This window comes from Marichromatium sp. AB32 (genome assembly GCF_003718675.1).
In the GTDB taxonomy this organism is placed as follows: Bacteria; Pseudomonadota; Gammaproteobacteria; order Chromatiales; family Chromatiaceae; genus Marichromatium; species Marichromatium gracile.
Window position 1 is genome coordinate 1 of record NZ_RHFJ01000074.1, and the last position, 13,982, is coordinate 13,982.

The 13,982-nt window shown below is 71.0% G+C and carries 13 protein-coding genes; 3 read left to right on the plus strand and 10 right to left on the minus strand.

Going from position 1 to position 13,982, the window contains the following annotated elements:
• Positions 1 to 66: 66 nt before the first annotated feature.
• From EBL85_RS15180 to EBL85_RS15190, 3 genes are read left to right on the plus strand one after another with little or no spacing between them, the layout of a single operon-like run.
• Positions 67 to 1,425, plus strand: coding sequence for a Do family serine endopeptidase (locus tag EBL85_RS15180; protein WP_123143343.1), 1,359 nt, complete (start codon positions 67 to 69; stop codon positions 1,423 to 1,425).
• A gap of 4 nt (positions 1,426 to 1,429) precedes the next feature.
• The gene (locus EBL85_RS15185) at positions 1,430 to 2,392 is read left to right on the plus strand and encodes a DUF72 domain-containing protein (protein ID WP_123143344.1); all 963 of its coding nucleotides are present in this window, start codon (positions 1,430 to 1,432) and stop codon (positions 2,390 to 2,392) included.
• Entirely contained in the window at positions 2,389 to 2,652 is a 264-nt protein-coding gene (locus EBL85_RS15190) for a hypothetical protein (RefSeq protein ID WP_123143345.1), read from the plus strand. The genes EBL85_RS15185 and EBL85_RS15190 overlap by 4 nt, the downstream gene beginning before the upstream one ends.
• Before the next feature lie 6 nt (positions 2,653 to 2,658).
• Here EBL85_RS15190 and galE read toward each other — a convergent pair whose 3' ends face one another.
• The 10 genes from galE to EBL85_RS15240 form a co-directional block, all read right to left on the minus strand.
• Positions 2,659 to 3,672 (minus strand): UDP-glucose 4-epimerase GalE, encoded by a 1,014-nt coding sequence (galE, locus tag EBL85_RS15195; RefSeq protein WP_123140053.1) that lies wholly within the window; start codon positions 3,670 to 3,672, stop codon positions 2,659 to 2,661.
• Between the two features lie 50 nt (positions 3,673 to 3,722).
• Positions 3,723 to 4,181, minus strand: a complete 459-nt coding sequence (locus EBL85_RS15200) for a protein YgfX (protein WP_123143346.1) — start codon at positions 4,179 to 4,181, stop codon at positions 3,723 to 3,725.
• Positions 4,182 to 4,257: 76 nt separating this feature from the next.
• On the minus strand, positions 4,258 to 4,527 hold the full coding sequence (locus tag EBL85_RS15205) for a succinate dehydrogenase assembly factor 2 (protein WP_123143347.1): 270 nt from the start codon (positions 4,525 to 4,527) through the stop codon (positions 4,258 to 4,260).
• Positions 4,528 to 4,614: 87 nt separating this feature from the next.
• Complete coding sequence (locus EBL85_RS15210) at positions 4,615 to 5,307, minus strand: succinate dehydrogenase iron-sulfur subunit (protein ID WP_005222533.1); 693 nt, start codon at positions 5,305 to 5,307, stop codon at positions 4,615 to 4,617.
• A 127-nt stretch (positions 5,308 to 5,434) separates the two neighbouring features.
• Positions 5,435 to 7,198 carry a succinate dehydrogenase flavoprotein subunit gene (sdhA, locus tag EBL85_RS15215; protein ID WP_123140050.1) on the minus strand — a complete coding sequence of 588 codons (1,764 nt, stop codon included), beginning with the start codon at positions 7,196 to 7,198 and terminating at the stop codon, positions 5,435 to 5,437.
• 8 nt (positions 7,199 to 7,206) lie between these two features.
• Positions 7,207 to 7,551: a succinate dehydrogenase, hydrophobic membrane anchor protein gene (gene sdhD / locus EBL85_RS15220; protein WP_062271791.1), complete on the minus strand. Its 345-nt coding sequence runs from the start codon at positions 7,549 to 7,551 to the stop codon at positions 7,207 to 7,209.
• Positions 7,548 to 7,931, minus strand: coding sequence for a succinate dehydrogenase, cytochrome b556 subunit (gene sdhC, locus EBL85_RS15225; protein ID WP_123143348.1), 384 nt, complete (start codon positions 7,929 to 7,931; stop codon positions 7,548 to 7,550). The genes sdhD and sdhC overlap by 4 nt, the downstream gene beginning before the upstream one ends.
• Positions 7,932 to 8,107: 176 nt before the next feature.
• Positions 8,108 to 9,028: a lysylphosphatidylglycerol synthase transmembrane domain-containing protein gene (locus tag EBL85_RS15230; RefSeq protein WP_223806169.1), complete on the minus strand. Its 921-nt coding sequence runs from the start codon at positions 9,026 to 9,028 to the stop codon at positions 8,108 to 8,110.
• A gap of 8 nt (positions 9,029 to 9,036) precedes the next feature.
• Entirely contained in the window at positions 9,037 to 9,963 is a 927-nt protein-coding gene (locus EBL85_RS15235) for a lysophospholipid acyltransferase family protein (RefSeq protein ID WP_123140047.1), read from the minus strand.
• The coding region (locus EBL85_RS15240; RefSeq protein ID WP_148040563.1) for a translocation/assembly module TamB domain-containing protein at positions 9,963 to 13,982 on the minus strand (4,020 nt) is incomplete at its 5' end. The genes EBL85_RS15240 and EBL85_RS15235, both read right to left, overlap by 1 nt.

The following is a 13,982-nucleotide window of genomic DNA, read 5'->3' on the forward strand; positions in this document are numbered from 1 at the left end:
TTCCCGGGGCGCCCCCGACCGGGCCAGCCCCTTGCTTCGCCCATCCCGAGGACATCGAGACAACCGATGAGGCGTTCCTCCGCGCTCCCCCGTCTCGCGCTCGCGCTCGTGCTGCTCTGCACCGCGCCGCTCCCCCAGGCCGCGCTCCCGCTGGCCGTCGACGGCCAGCCGCTGCCGAGCCTGGCGCCGATGCTCGAACGGGTGCTGCCGGCGGTGGTCAACATCTCCACCGTCACCGCGATCGAGACCGCCGACCACCCGCTGCTGCGCGACCCCTTCTTCCGCCGCTTCTTCGATCTGCCGCGCGAACGCAAGCGCGAGAACAGCAGTCTCGGCTCGGGGGTGATCGTCGACGCCCGCCGCGGGCTGGTGCTGACCAACCACCACGTCATCGACAAGGCCGACCAGATCCGCGTCACCCTGCAGGACGGGCGCGCGCTCGAGGCCAGCCTGATCGGCACCGACCCCGAGACCGACATCGCGGTGCTGGAGATCCCCGCCGCGGGACTCAGCGCCCTGCCCTTTGCCGCCGCCGACGCACTCGCCGTCGGCGACTTCGTGGTCGCCATCGGCAACCCCTTCGGGCTGCGCCAGACGGTGACCTCGGGGATCGTCAGCGGGCTGGGGCGCTCCGGGCTCGGCATCGAGGGCTACGAGAACTTCATCCAGACCGATGCCTCGATCAACCCCGGCAACTCCGGCGGCCCGCTGGTCAACCTGCGCGGCGAGCTGATCGGCATCAACACCGCCATCCTCGCCCCCGGCGGCGGCAACATCGGCATCGGCTTCGCCATCCCGGTGGACATGGCGCGCGCGATCATGACCCAGCTCGTCGAGCACGGCGAGATGCGTCGCGGCCAGTTCGGCGCGGCGGTACAGAACATCGATCACGCCCTGGCCGCCGCGCTCGGACTCGAGCACCGCGCCGGCGCCGTGGTCACCCGCATCGACCCCGACTCGGCCGCCGCCGCGGCCGGGCTGCGGGTCGGCGACGTCATCCTCGGCGTCAACGACGAGCCGATCGCCAACGCCAGCGACGTCCGCAACCGCTTCGGCGTGCTGCGGGTCGGCAGCCGGGTCGCGCTCGACATCGTCCGCGACGGGCGCGCGTTGCGCCTGAACGGGCTGATCGCCGATCCCTACCGCGACTACTTCCCCGGCGCGCGCATCGACGAGGCCCTCGCCGGCGCGCTGATCGGCGCCTTCGATCGCAGCGGCGGCGTCCCCGGGCTGCCGGTGGGCAGGGTCGAGCCCGACTCGCCGGCCTGGGCGGCGGGGCTGCGCGAGGGCGACCGCATCCTCAACGCCAACGGCGTGCGCATCGACGCACTGCAGACCCTGGCGCGGGCGCTGCGCCGCGCCGGCGGGCTCTACAGCCTGAGCCTGCAACGCGGCGACGAGCTGGTGCGCCTGTCGCGGCGCTGAGACCATGACCGAGCAGCTCGATCTGTTCGGCGCCCCGACGGCGGCCGAGACCGTCGCCCCCGCCCCCCGGTCCCAACCCGAGCAGTCACTCCCGGCGGGGCTACGCCTCGGCACCTCGTCCTGGTCCTTCCCCGGCTGGGACGGACTGGTCTATGCCGGCGCCCACCCCAGCAGCCGGCTCTCGCGCCACGGGCTCGGCGCCTATGCCGCCCACCCCTGGTATCGCACCGTCGGCGTCGACAGCGGTTACCATGCGCCGCTGCCGCGCGCGCGCCTGGCCGGCTATGCCGAGCAGGTACCGCCCGACTTCCGCTTTCTGGTCAAGGCCCCGGCGCTGGTCACCGATCCCTTCGAGCGGGGCGGCGGCGGGGTCCCCCAAGCCGCCAACCCCGGCTTTCTCGATCCGGCGCGCGCCACCGAGCTGGCCGTCGCCCCCTTCGTCGAGGCTCTGGGCGACCGCGCCGGGGTACTGCTGTTCCAGTTCCCGCCGCTCGGGCGCGCCCTCGCCGAGCAACCACGCCGCTTCGCCGAGGCGCTCTACCGCTTCCTCCACCGCCTGCCGCAGGGGCCCTGCTATGCCGTCGAGGTGCGCGATCGCGACCTGCTCACCCGCGATCTGGCCGAGGCGCTGCGTCACGGCGGTGCCCGTCCGGCCCATGCCCTGCACCCGCGTCTCCCCGACCTCGCCGCACAACAGCAATGCTTCGCCGACCTGCCGCCGGGTCCGGTGGTGATCCGCTGGATGCTCCACGCCGGGTTCGGCTACGAGGCCGCGCGCCGGCGCTACGCCCCCTTCGACCGTCTCCACGACCCCGACCCGGCCAGTCGCGCCGCGATCGCCCGGCTGGTGCGTGCGGCACTCGGCGCCGGCGAGTCGGTCTATGTGATCGTCAACAACAAGGCCGAGGGTTGCGCCCCGCTGAGCCTGGAGGCACTGGGGGCGGAGATCCTGGGAGGGGAAGGATGAGACGGCGACTCGACCCGATCCTGGTACTGGCGCTCGGTCTCGGCGCCACCGGCGCGATCGCCGGGGTGGACCCGCTGCTCGAGGACGCGCCGGCGCCGCGACAGGACAAGCACTACAGCACCCGCCCGAGCCAGCGTCAGCCGGCACCGCCGCCGCTGGTCATGCCGCCGCCCCGGGTCGAGGTCGTGGTGCCGATGCGACCAGCGCCGCGCCCCTGGCCACCACGCCCCTGGCCCCGACCCTGGCCGCCACGGCGCTGACCGCCCTCAGGCATAGCCCCCGGGGTTGTCGGACTGCCAGCGCCAGGCATCCCCGACCATGGCATCGATGTCGAGCACGGCCTCCCAGCCGAGCAGCGCGCGGGCGCGGCCGGGGTCGGCGTAACAGGTGGCGATGTCGCCGGGACGGCGGGCGACGATCTCGTAGGGCACCGGGCGTCCGCTGACCCGCTCGAAGGCATCGACCATCTCCAGCACGCTGTAGCCGCGGCCGGTGCCGAGGTTGATCGCCTCGACCCCGGGGCGCGCCTCGCGCAACCGGCGCAGCGCGGCGAGATGACCGCGCGCGAGGTCGACGACATGGATGTAGTCGCGCACCCCGGTGCCATCGGCGGTGGGATAGTCGTCGCCGAACACCTGCAGCCGGGGGCGGCGCCCGATCGCGACCTGGGCGACGTAGGGCATGAGGTTGTTGGGGATGCCGCGCGGGTCCTCGCCGATACGCCCGCTCGGGTGCGCCCCGACCGGGTTGAAGTAGCGCAGCAACGCCAGATTCCAGCGCGGGTCGGCACGATGCAGGTCGCCGAGCATCTGCTCGATGAAGAGCTTGGAGCGGCCATAGGGGTTGGTCGCCGAGAGCGCGAAGTCCTCGGTGATCGGCACCCGCGCCGGATCGCCGTAGACGGTGGCCGAGGAGCTGAACACCAGATCGCGCACCCCGGCCTCGGCCATCACCTCACAGAGCGTGAGGGTGGCGCCGAGGTTGTTGTCGTAGTAGCGCAGCGGCTGCTCGACCGACTCGCCGACGGCCTTGAGCCCGGCGAAGTGGATCACCGCGTCGATCGGCGCGGCGGCGAACACCGCGGCGAGCGCGGCGCGATCGCGCAGATCGATGGCGTGGAACGCGACTGCGCGGCCGGTGATCTCCCGCACCCGATGCAGCGAGACCTCGCTGCTGTTGCTGAGGTTGTCGACGACCACCACCTCGTTGCCCGCCTCGAGCAGTTCGACACAGGTGTGGCTGCCGATATAACCGGCGCCGCCGGTGACCAGAACACGCATCGACTCTCTCCTCTCGATCAATGGACGATCCTTCTCCGAGCGCCCGCAGTCTAACCCAATCCCCCGGCGCCCTCAGCCACGCCCCGATGGCGCAGCCGCACCCGCAGCCGGCGCAGGGTATCGGCGTCGAGCGCATCGACGAACAGCACCAGGGAGCGCCGCCGCAGCCGGCCGACGCGCCAGTGCAACACCACCAGTCGGGGCGCGACGAAGCTCGCCGCACTGAGTCGCGCGTTCAGCTCGCGCCCGTCGCGCAACCACAGCCGCCAGCCGCCGCCGGCCTCCCAACGCGCCGCCACGATCGACCAGGGCAGTCGGGCATGGACACGATCGAGCAGCGCGAAACCGGCGCCGAGCAGGATCAGCGCGGCCAGCGCCCAGCGCCAGTGGCCCAGCGGCAAGGCCAGCGCCACCGCAACGGCGAGCGTGTGCACGAGAAGGATCCAGAGCAGCAGACGGGACGAGCGACGGGGGCGGATCGACAGTGGCGGGAAGTGGGTGGCGGACATCGGCGGACTCCATGAGGCTGGAGACGACGCCCGCGGGACCGGCACGCGGGGCAGAGACGCGTGCCGGAGGACGGCGTCAGTCGCGCTGTACGCTGACCACCGCGAGGATCCGCTCCACCATGACGGCGATCTCCGGGTCGGGCGCCTCGACGCCCATCATGAACCAGTCGTTGAGGATCTGGTCCTGCTCGCCGAGCAGGCGCTGGAAGGCCACGCGCCCGGCGGCATCGAGATCATCGTAGCCGAGTTCGAGAAAGCGGGAGAACAGATGGTCGAGTTCCAACAGGCCACGGCGACACTGCCAGGCCAGGCGTTGACGCTCGGACGCGGGGGTGGAATCGGTCATGAACGAGGTTCCTGTGAAGCGGCATCGGTCGGACGCCCCGGCCCGGCGCGACAGGCGGCGGGCCGGGGACGGCATGGTCGCGCGGGCCTAGATCCCCTTGTCGAGCATCAGGTCCTTGATGTGACCGATGGCGCGGGTCGGGTTCAGGCCCTTGGGGCAGACCTCGACGCAGTTCATGATGGTGTGGCAGCGGAACAGCTTGTAAGGCCCGGTGAGGGCGTCGAGCCGCTCCTCGGTGGCCTGGTCGCGGCTGTCGGCGAGGAAGCGCCAGGACTGCAGCAGCGCCGCCGGACCGTGGAACTTCTCCGGATTCCACCAGAACGACGGACAGGCCGTCGAACAGCAACCGCAGAGGATGCACTCGTAGAGTCCGTCGAGCTTGTCGCGATCGGCCGGCGACTGCAGGATCTCCTGCTCCGGCAGCGGATCGTTGCGCACCAGATAGGGCTTGACCGCACGATACTGCTCGTAGAACTGGGTCATGTCGACGACCAGGTCACGGATGATCGGGCGACCCGGCAGCGGGCGCACCTTGATCGACCTGCCCAGCTCGGCGACCGGGGTGACACAGGCCAACATGTTGCGCCCGTTGACGTTGACGGCGTCCGATCCGCACACCCCCTCGCCGCAGGAGTGACGGAAGCTGAAGCTCTCGTCCTGCTTCTTGATCTCCAGCAGGGCGTCGCGAAGCATCATGCCCTGGAAGGGCTCGACCTCGAAGTCCTGCATCCGCGGCCGTTCGTCGATGTCCGGATTGTAGCGATAGACGCTGATTTTCATGCTCGGTACCTGATGGGGTCGGGGCGGTGAACGCACGCGGCGCCGCCCCGACCGGAATGGAGTTCAACCAGCGCCGCGCCCGACGGCCCGGCAAGCGGACCCTGGACGCGGCGGCGCGAGGCGGGGCTCAGTACACCCGTTCCTTCGGCGGGAAGGACTCGACGGTCAGCGGCTTGGTGCGCACCGGCTTGTAGTCCATGCGATCGCCCTCGCGATAGTAGAGACTGTGCTTGAGCCAGTTCTGGTCGTCGCGATCGGGGTAGTCGGGGCGCGAGTGGGCGCCGCGGCTCTCCTGGCGCTTGAGCGCGGAGACGGCGATCGACATGCCCACGTCCATCATGTTCTCGAGCTCGAGCGCCTCGATGCGCGCGGTGTTGAACACCTTGGAGTGATCGTGCAGGCGCACCTCGGGCAGACGCTCGCGCAGCTCGCAGAGCCGCTCGTAGCCCTCGGTCATGATCTCCTCGGTGCGGAACACCCCGGCGTGGTCCTCCATGCACTTGCGGAACTCGGCGCGCAGCTGCGACACCGGGATGCCCTCGCCCTTCTGCTCCCAGCGGGTCAGGCGCGACATCGCCTGCTCCAGGCTGGCCGAGTCGGTGGTGCGCTGATAGGGGTTCTCGCGCACGTAGTCGATGATGTTCTTGCCCGCCAGGCGGCCGAACACCAGGATGTCGAGCAACGAGTTGCCGCCGAGACGGTTGGCGCCGTGCACCGAGGCACAGGCGCACTCGCCGGCGGCGTAGAGCCCGGGGACGATCTCCTCGGCGCCGTGACCGGCGGGCACCGCCACCCGACCGAAGCGGTCGGTGGGAATGCCGCCCATCGCGTAGTGGGCGGTAGGGAAGACCGGGATCGGCTCGCGCACCGGGTCGGCGCCGGCGAAGATCTTGCTCGACTCGCGGATGCTCGGCAGCCGCTTGGAGATGATGTCCTCGCCGAGGTGGTCGACCTTGAGCAGCACGTGATCGCCGTTGGGACCGCAGCCGCGACCCTCCTTGACCTCGGTGACGATGGCGCGCGAGACCACGTCGCGGCTGGCGAGGTCCTTGGCACGCGGGGCATAGCGCTCCATGAAGCGCTCGCCGTCCTTGTTGATCAGATAGCCGCCCTCGCCGCGCACGCCCTCGGTGATCAGCATGCCCTTGCCGGCGATGCCGGTGGGATGGAACTGGAAGAACTCCATGTCCATCAGCGGGATGTCGGCGCGCAGCGCCATCGCCACGCCGTCACCGGTGTTGATGTGGGCGTTCGAGGTGGTGCGGAACACCTGGCCGAAGCCGCCGGTGGCGAGCAGCGTCGCCTTGGCCTCGATCAGCATCGGCTCGCCGGTCTCGATCTCGAGCACCAGCGCACCGCAGATCACGCCCTCGGCATCGCGCACCAGATCGAGCGCGAAGAACTCGTCGAAGAAGTGGGTGCGCGAGCGGATGTTCTGCTGATAGAGGGTGTGGAGGATGGCGTGACCGGTGCGGTCGGCCGCGGCACAGGTGCGCGCGGCCTGGTCGCCACCGAAGTTCTGGCTCTGGCCACCGAACGGACGCTGGTAGATCTTGCCGTTGTCGAGCCGCGAGAAGGGCACGCCGGCGTGCTCCAGCTCGTAGACGGTGGGGATGGCCTCGCGACACATGAACTCGATGGCGTCCTGGTCACCGAGATAGTCCGAACCCTTGACGGTATCGAACATGTGCCAGTGCCAGGAGTCGGGCAGCACATTGGCCAGCGCGGCGTTGACGCCACCCTGCGCGGCGACGGTGTGCGAGCGGGTCGGGAAGACCTTGGAGACCACGGCGACGCGCACGTCGGCGCTCGCCAGCTGCAACGCGGCGTTGAGGCCGGCGCCACCGGCTCCGATGATCAGCGCGTCGAAATGGCGTGTTGGGATACTCATGCGTGACCTTACTCCCCGAGACCGGCGGTAATGATCGCCTTGAAGGCCCACAGGCCGGAGGCGACGAAGATGAAAGCGAACAGGGTCAGCAGCGCGACACGGGCGCCGAGATGATGGACATAGTCGATCAGCACGTCACGGATGCCGATCCAGGCGTGCGCGAGCAGCAGCGGCAGGAACAGCAGCCAGCCGGCGGTGACCCAGGGGGTGGTGATCCAGTCGACCAGCGCGGCATGATCGGCCGGCGCGGCGAAGCTGAAGAACACCAGGACATAGCCCAGGAACAGGGCGAGATAGACGGCCGAGGCGCGCTGGATCAGCCAGGCCATGAGACCGGAAGCTTGTCGACTCATCGGAAGGTCCCTCCCAGGGCGATCACGGCAACCAGCGCGGCCAGGGCGGCGAGCAGCGCGGTCCAGGCGGTGGCGCGCGCCACCGGACGGTCGAGCCCCAGGCCCAGGTCGAGCACCAGGAAGCGGAGACCGGCGATCAGATGGTGGAGCAGGCTCCAGATCATCAGTGCGAGCGCCGCCTTGATGAACCAGGAATCGAACAGCGCCGCGGCGAGGGCGAAGCCCTCGGGATCGGACAGCGCGCGATCGAAGAGGACGGCGGCGACCGGGATCGCCAGGATCATCAGCACCCCGCTGACACGATGCAGGATGGAGACGAATGCTGGAATCGGCAGCTTGATCCGCCACAGATCCAGAAAGACAGGTCTAGTGATGTGCATTCTCGAACCTTTGGTGATGCGCAGGGTGCACGCCGATCATTCGACCACCGGCGTTTGCGCGGTTCTGGTAAGTTGTCAGCAAACGAAGAGGTCCCAGCGGCGGGCCAGTGCGGGTCGGCGATCTACCGCATCCGGTTCGTGGTCCGCAACAGGATATCCGGGCCTCTTCGGCACCATCAATCGTTTTCGTCGATACTCGCTCTCGGCAGCAGTAGCGCGAGCGCCCCGAACAGGAGCGTCGCCCCGAGCAGGAACAGGTGCAGGTTCACCGCACCGCTCAGCGCCAGCCGCGGATCCACGCCAAGGGGTACCAGCGCGGCCACGGCGGCGAGCTCATAACTGCCACTGCCAGCGATGCCATGGAACGGCAATACGCTCGAGAGTTCCGCCCCCATCACGCCGGCCAGCACGCGCCAGAAGTCGACCGCCATGAAGTGCTGGAGCACGCCGGCGAAGGCGGCGAACTTCAGCGACCAGCTCGCGGCGGTCCACAGATAGACGCGTGCAACCACGCCGAGATCGCGCGGCGCGGCCTCGGCCACCCGCGCCAGCGCACGGCCCGGTCGGGAACGCGGCGACCAGCGCGCGCCGCCACGGCCCACCCAGGCGAGCACCACCAGCATGGCCAGCCAGCACCCGGCAAGTCCCCACCAGATCCAGGATGGATGACGCAGCGACAGGATCCACAGCCCGATCAACCCCAGAAAATGCAGGTCGAGCACGCGGATCCACACCAGCGAGAAGGCGGCCCCGAGGAAATCGTGACCGAAATAGCGCCGCATCAGCCAGGGGAAGACCAGCTCGCCGGCGCGCATCGGCAACAGATTGTTCGCGACATTGTGCAGCACGCTCAGGCGCAGCACCAACACGAAACGCCCTTCGAGGCGCCTGACATAATACTCGTAGACGCGTACTGCGCGCAGCACATAGCTCAATGCCAGCAGCGCGACCAGCCAGATCAGGGTCAGCGGCGGGAAGCTCGCCCAGGGCGCGAGCAGGGTCGACCAGCCCACCGCCAGCTCGACCGTGACCAGCAACGCGACCAGCAGCAGCGCGCCGATCAGCCAGTCGCGCAGCCGCCCGAGACGCAACGACATCGCGCGCTTCATCGGCGCTTGCGCTTGCGTCTGCGCTTCGGCGGATAGATCGGCGCCTCGCCCGGAGGACGGGTCTTGAAGCGCCGGTGCACCCAGAAGTACTGCTCCGGCATCGCCCGCACCTCGGCCTCGATCGCCCGGTTCATGTGCGCGGTATCGGCCTCGCGGTCGCCCGTCGGGAAGTCCTCGAGCGGCGACGCGAAGCGCAGCTCGAGCCCCCGCCCCCAGGGCAGATAGCGCGCGAAGGTCGGGATCACCTGGGCGTCGGACATCGCCGCAAAACGCCCGAGCATGGGCACGGTCGAGGCACTCACCCCGCAGAAGGGCACGAACACCCCGTTGCGTCCGCCGTCCTGGTCGGGCAGATAGAAGAAGGGGATGCCCTCGCGCAGCGCGCGGATCAGGCCGCGCAGATCGTCGTGACGCTCGATCGAGCGGCTGCCGTACTGACGCCGGGCACGACGCACCTGCCAGTCGACCACCGGGTTGCGGATCTTCTGGTACATGTAGACGCCGGGATGGACCAGTGCGGTGAAGGCCGCGCCGCCGAGTTCCAGCCCGACGAAGTGCGGCACCAGCACGATCGTCGCGCGCCCCTCGGCCACTGCGTCATCGATCCGCTCGCGCCCTTCGATACGCACCAGTCGCTGCAGCCGCGCGCGCGAGATGCCCCAGCCGACGCCCTGACTGAGCGCAGCCACGCCGAGCCAGCCGAAGTGCGCGCGCAGCACCCGCTCACGCTCGGCCGGGGTGCGATCGGCGAGACAGATGGCGAGATTGCGTCGGGCCACCTCGCGCCGTTCGCGCGCGAGCAGGTAGCCGAGCCGCCCGGCCAGCGAGCCGAGCGCCCAGAGTACGGGGAATGGAAGACGCCCGAGGGCGTAGATCAGCCCCAGCAGCAACCAGCTGGGCCAGTGTTTCGGGTGCGCAAGCATCAGTTCTCGAACTTGAAGAAGATATCCGCACCCTGGCTCTCACCGGTCTCGGTCTGCAGCTCGATGCGACGCGAGAGATCGTACCGCAATCTGACCTTGTTCGGCTCATCGCCGAGACCGCTCTCGTATTCCATGTAGACCTTGGGCGCGACATAGGTCCCGACCGCGAGGCCGGTGTCGTTGATCCGGTCATTGTCCTGCGGCGCGATGCCGGTGACCAGATACTTGATGATCTCCGACTGGCTCATCTCCGGATCGGTGTCGGAGAAGAAGGCCAGCCGCGGGTCGCGCAGGGTGCCGAGCACACGCACCCCGGCCGAGGTGTCACCGCCCTCGCGCTGCGCCTGGAGCAACAGCCCGGGGTTGTCGATCACGCTCTTGGCATAGATCAGCCGGCCCTGCTCGATGGTCAGCGGCACCCCCAGCTCGGCGCCGAGCCCGAAGCCGGCGGAGAAGCGGTACTGACCGTCGATGATCTGCAGCTGGCCGTCGCCGAGCATGTCGCGCCCGGGACGCTGGCTCACCCCGAGCGCGCCGGCGAGCCGGCCATTGACGCCGAAGGCATCGATCGTCACCTCATCGCCGAGCACCAGCCGCAGATCGATGTCGAGCGGATAGGGCGGACTGGTCTCGCTGCCGGCGAGCACCACGTCGCTCGACGGCGAGACCGTGCCCGCGGGCAGGGTGCGGGTGCGGATACGCGCCTCCGGCACGCGGATCTCGCCGCGCAGCCGCGCCCCACTCGTACCCGCCTCGAGACGCAGTTCGGGCGAGACCAGGGCGAAGTACTCGGCGGTGTCGGCCACCGTCAGTCGCTCGCCGGCGAGGGTCACCCAGCCGTCCAGGGCGCCGAGATCGGCGCCACCCTCGATCTCGAGCAGCCCCTTGCCGAGCCGGGCCGAACCGCCGAGCGTCAGCCGCTCGCGCGAGCGCGCCTCCAGCGTCAGCCCGAGGTCATCGACCTCGAGCCCGACCAGCGGCACCTCGAAGCCGACCCCGGCCAGCCGCGCCTCGCCCCTCACCCCGGGCGCGGCCAGGGTGCCGGCGAGCGCGAGACGCCCGCGCAGGGTACCGCGCATCGAGGCGATATCCGGCAACAGGTCTGGAACACGCGAGAAGTCGTCGAGATCGACACGCAACTCACCACCTAGCGATTGATCGGGCCGAGCCGGGGCGTCGAGCCGCCAGTCCGGCAGACGCACCTCGCCGGCGAGGGCGCCGAGCCCGCGCAGCGGCAGCTCGAGCCGTGCGACGAGCGCAGCCGGACCGGCCTCGAGACGCAGCGCGCTGCCCGAGAACTCGACCAGCGCCTCCTCCCCCCGGGTCATCAGGGTACGCAGCCGCCCGTCCTCGACCCGGGCCACCAACCCGCCGTCGAGCACCGTCGACTCGGCGCGCAGCCGGCCGTCGACGGCGAGCGTCCCGGCGAGATCGAGCGTGTCGTCGAGCGCCTGCTCGACCAGCCCGAGATCGAGCCTCAGTCCGTCGATCCCAGCCTCCCAGCCGGTCTCATGGAGCGCCGCGTCAAGACAGCCGCCCGAGCCGCCGCGCTCGCGCAGACACAGCGGCCCCAACCCAGCCTCGGGCAGGGCCAGGCGCAGCGGCGCCGGACGCGTCAGCGACCAGTCGCCGAGTGCCTCGCCGGCCACCCGCAGCGCCGCCAGACGCCCATCGTAGCGGCCCTCGGCATCGAGTCCACCGGCAAGGCCGAGGCGGGCCTCGAGCAGCTCACCGGCGAGTTCGGCATCGAGCCGGTGCGCGGCGGTGGTCCCGCTCCCGGCGAGCGTCAGCCGCGACCAGGCACCGCCGAGGCTGAGATCACGGGCATCGAGCCGGATCTCCAGCGGCGCGGCGGGATCGAGTCCGAGCGCACTGTCGAGTTCGAGCCGCGCCACCCCCTGCCCCGCCACCAGCACATCGCGCGCCAGCGCGCGCAGCTTGAGGCGCGGATCGGCGACGCTGCCGCCGAGCCGAGCGGAGACGCGCAGCTGGCCGCGAGCGTCCGGCAGCAGGCTGCCGAGATCGGGCGAGTCGAAGCCGAGATCGAGTGCCAGTTGCTCGCGCGCCAGGCTGCCGGCGAGGCTGGCGCGGGTCGGCCCGGAGTCGAGCCGCAACCCGTCGATCTGCAGCACCTCGCCGGCGAGCGCGAGCCGGCCGGCAAGCGCCACCGGATAACCGCGCAGGGTGCCGGCGATCCGCTCGAGCCGGGCATCGAGGCGCAGCCCGTCCGCACCCAGCCCGCCGTCGAGATCGATGGCGCCATCGAGCCGACCGCGCCAGGCCGGGTCGAGCACCCCGGGGTCGATCCCGGCGATCCGTACCGCGCCCTGCCATGCCGTCTCGGGCGCGAGCGTCACCTCGGCCTCGCCACTGACCCGGCCATCGAGCCCGTCGAGGGTGAGCTGCTCGAGCGCGATCCGCTCGGCGCTGCCGGCACCCTCGGCGTGCAGCGCCAGTACCGGCAGACCCGGCCCCCGGGTGCTCGCCTCCAGCCGGTAGTCGAAGGCCGCGAGGTCGCCGGTGCTGGCCAGCGACAGCGCGACCCGATCGTCGAGCCCGTCGAGCCATTGCCCCGGGTCCAGCCCCTCGCCGTCGAGCGCCAGACGCCAGCGCAACCCCGGCGCCCAGACCAGCTCGCCCTCGCCGCTGATCGTCCCGTCGAGCGTCTCCAGACGCAGACTGTCGAGCGCGACCTGGGTCGAACTCCCCTGCCCCGACGCCCGCAGCTCGAGCGAGGGGAAGGACTCCCCCTCGATCGCCGCGGCAAGACGATAGGCGAAGTCATCCAGGGTGCCGTCGAGACGCAGCGAGCCCTCGGGGGCGCGCACCAGCGCCGCGCCGCTCAGCGGCCAGCGCAGTCGCGACCAGTCGGCCTCGAGCTGCAGCGCCGGCGGCGCCGGGTCGAGCACCACCCGACCGCTGACGGCGAGCCGCGCCCCGGAGACCTGCTCGGTGATCTCGAGCGCGCGCAGCTCCAGCGCCGGGGCCTGCCAGTCGCCGTCGAGCCGCAGCGCCAGATGACCGAAATCGGGCAGCTCCGGGGCGCGGGCGTCGAGCTGTCCATCGAGGGTGGCGCGATCGAGATCGCCGGCACTGCGCAGGCTGGCGCTGAGCTCGACCGCCGGCGCGTCGGGCTGGATGTCGGCCAGACGCACCCCGGCCAGCTCCAGCGTCGCCGACCAGCGCGGCGCCTCCAGCACCCCTTCGACCTCGCCTCGGAGCAGCGCCTCGACCGTGCCGCTCAGACGCTGCTCGAGGGCGAGCCGGGCGAGATCACCCCGCGCAAAGCCCTCGCCCCGGAGCGCGATCGCGGGGTCCAGCCCGAGGCGCCAGTCGAGGGCAAGATCGAGCGGATAGTCACCACTCAGGGTCGCCCCACCGGCGGCGGTGAGCGCGGCGCGCGGCTCGCTCAGCTCGACCTCCAGCACCTCCAGCGTCAGCGCCCCCCGGGTCAGCGCGGCGCCCAGCTCGGCGCGTTCGAGCACCAGCCAGGGGGCCGTCTCCGGGGCGCGGAGCCGCAGCCGCTCGAGGGTCAGCGAGTCGACCTCGACGGCCAGCGGCAGGCTCAGATCGGGCAGGGTCAGCGGCGTCGGGTCGGGCTCCTCCGGGCTCGGCGCGAGCGCGAGATCGACCCCGGCGACGGTCAGTGCGCGCACCCGCAGCCGACCGCGCAACAGCGCGCCGGGCGACCAGTCGAGCCGGGCGTGATCGACGTCGAGACTGATACCGTCGAGGCGCAGTGCCAGCCCGGTGAGATCGAGCGGGCCGAGCACCCGCCCCTCGGCGCGCTCGACCTGCACCACCCCGGGGGCGAGACGCTCGCCCAGCGCGAGCAGGCCGTGCAGCCCGCGCTGGGTGCCGAGCAGCCAGCCGAGCAGCAACACCAAGACGAGCAGCAAGGTGAGCAGCGCGAGCAGCAGCCGGCGCGGCCAGCGGCGGCGGGGCCGCGCAGCTGGCGGGGACGGCGCGGCGGGCGGCGCGGCGCGGGCGGCGGCGGTTATAGGGCGGGGAGATCGGAA

Bases quoted from the DNA above. Each gene is read 5' to 3' on its own strand.
- sdhA (WP_123140050.1), bottom strand. From the start codon at position 7,198: ATGAGTATCCCAACACGCCATTTCGACGCGCTGATCATCGGAGCCGGT.
- sdhD (WP_062271791.1), bottom strand. From the start codon at position 7,551: ATGAGTCGACAAGCTTCCGGTCTCATGGCCTGGCTGATCCAGCGCGCC.
- galE (WP_123140053.1), bottom strand. From the start codon at position 3,672: ATGCGTGTTCTGGTCACCGGCGGCGCCGGTTATATCGGCAGCCACACC.
- sdhC (WP_123143348.1), bottom strand. From the start codon at position 7,931: ATGCACATCACTAGACCTGTCTTTCTGGATCTGTGGCGGATCAAGCTG.
- EBL85_RS15230 (WP_223806169.1), bottom strand. From the start codon at position 9,028: ATGTCGTTGCGTCTCGGGCGGCTGCGCGACTGGCTGATCGGCGCGCTG.
- EBL85_RS15180 (WP_123143343.1), top strand. From the start codon at position 67: ATGAGGCGTTCCTCCGCGCTCCCCCGTCTCGCGCTCGCGCTCGTGCTG.
- EBL85_RS15185 (WP_123143344.1), top strand. From the start codon at position 1,430: ATGACCGAGCAGCTCGATCTGTTCGGCGCCCCGACGGCGGCCGAGACC.
- EBL85_RS15190 (WP_123143345.1), top strand. From the start codon at position 2,389: ATGAGACGGCGACTCGACCCGATCCTGGTACTGGCGCTCGGTCTCGGC.
- EBL85_RS15200 (WP_123143346.1), bottom strand. From the start codon at position 4,181: ATGTCCGCCACCCACTTCCCGCCACTGTCGATCCGCCCCCGTCGCTCG.
- EBL85_RS15235 (WP_123140047.1), bottom strand. From the start codon at position 9,963: ATGCTTGCGCACCCGAAACACTGGCCCAGCTGGTTGCTGCTGGGGCTG.
- EBL85_RS15210 (WP_005222533.1), bottom strand. From the start codon at position 5,307: ATGAAAATCAGCGTCTATCGCTACAATCCGGACATCGACGAACGGCCG.
- EBL85_RS15205 (WP_123143347.1), bottom strand. From the start codon at position 4,527: ATGACCGATTCCACCCCCGCGTCCGAGCGTCAACGCCTGGCCTGGCAG.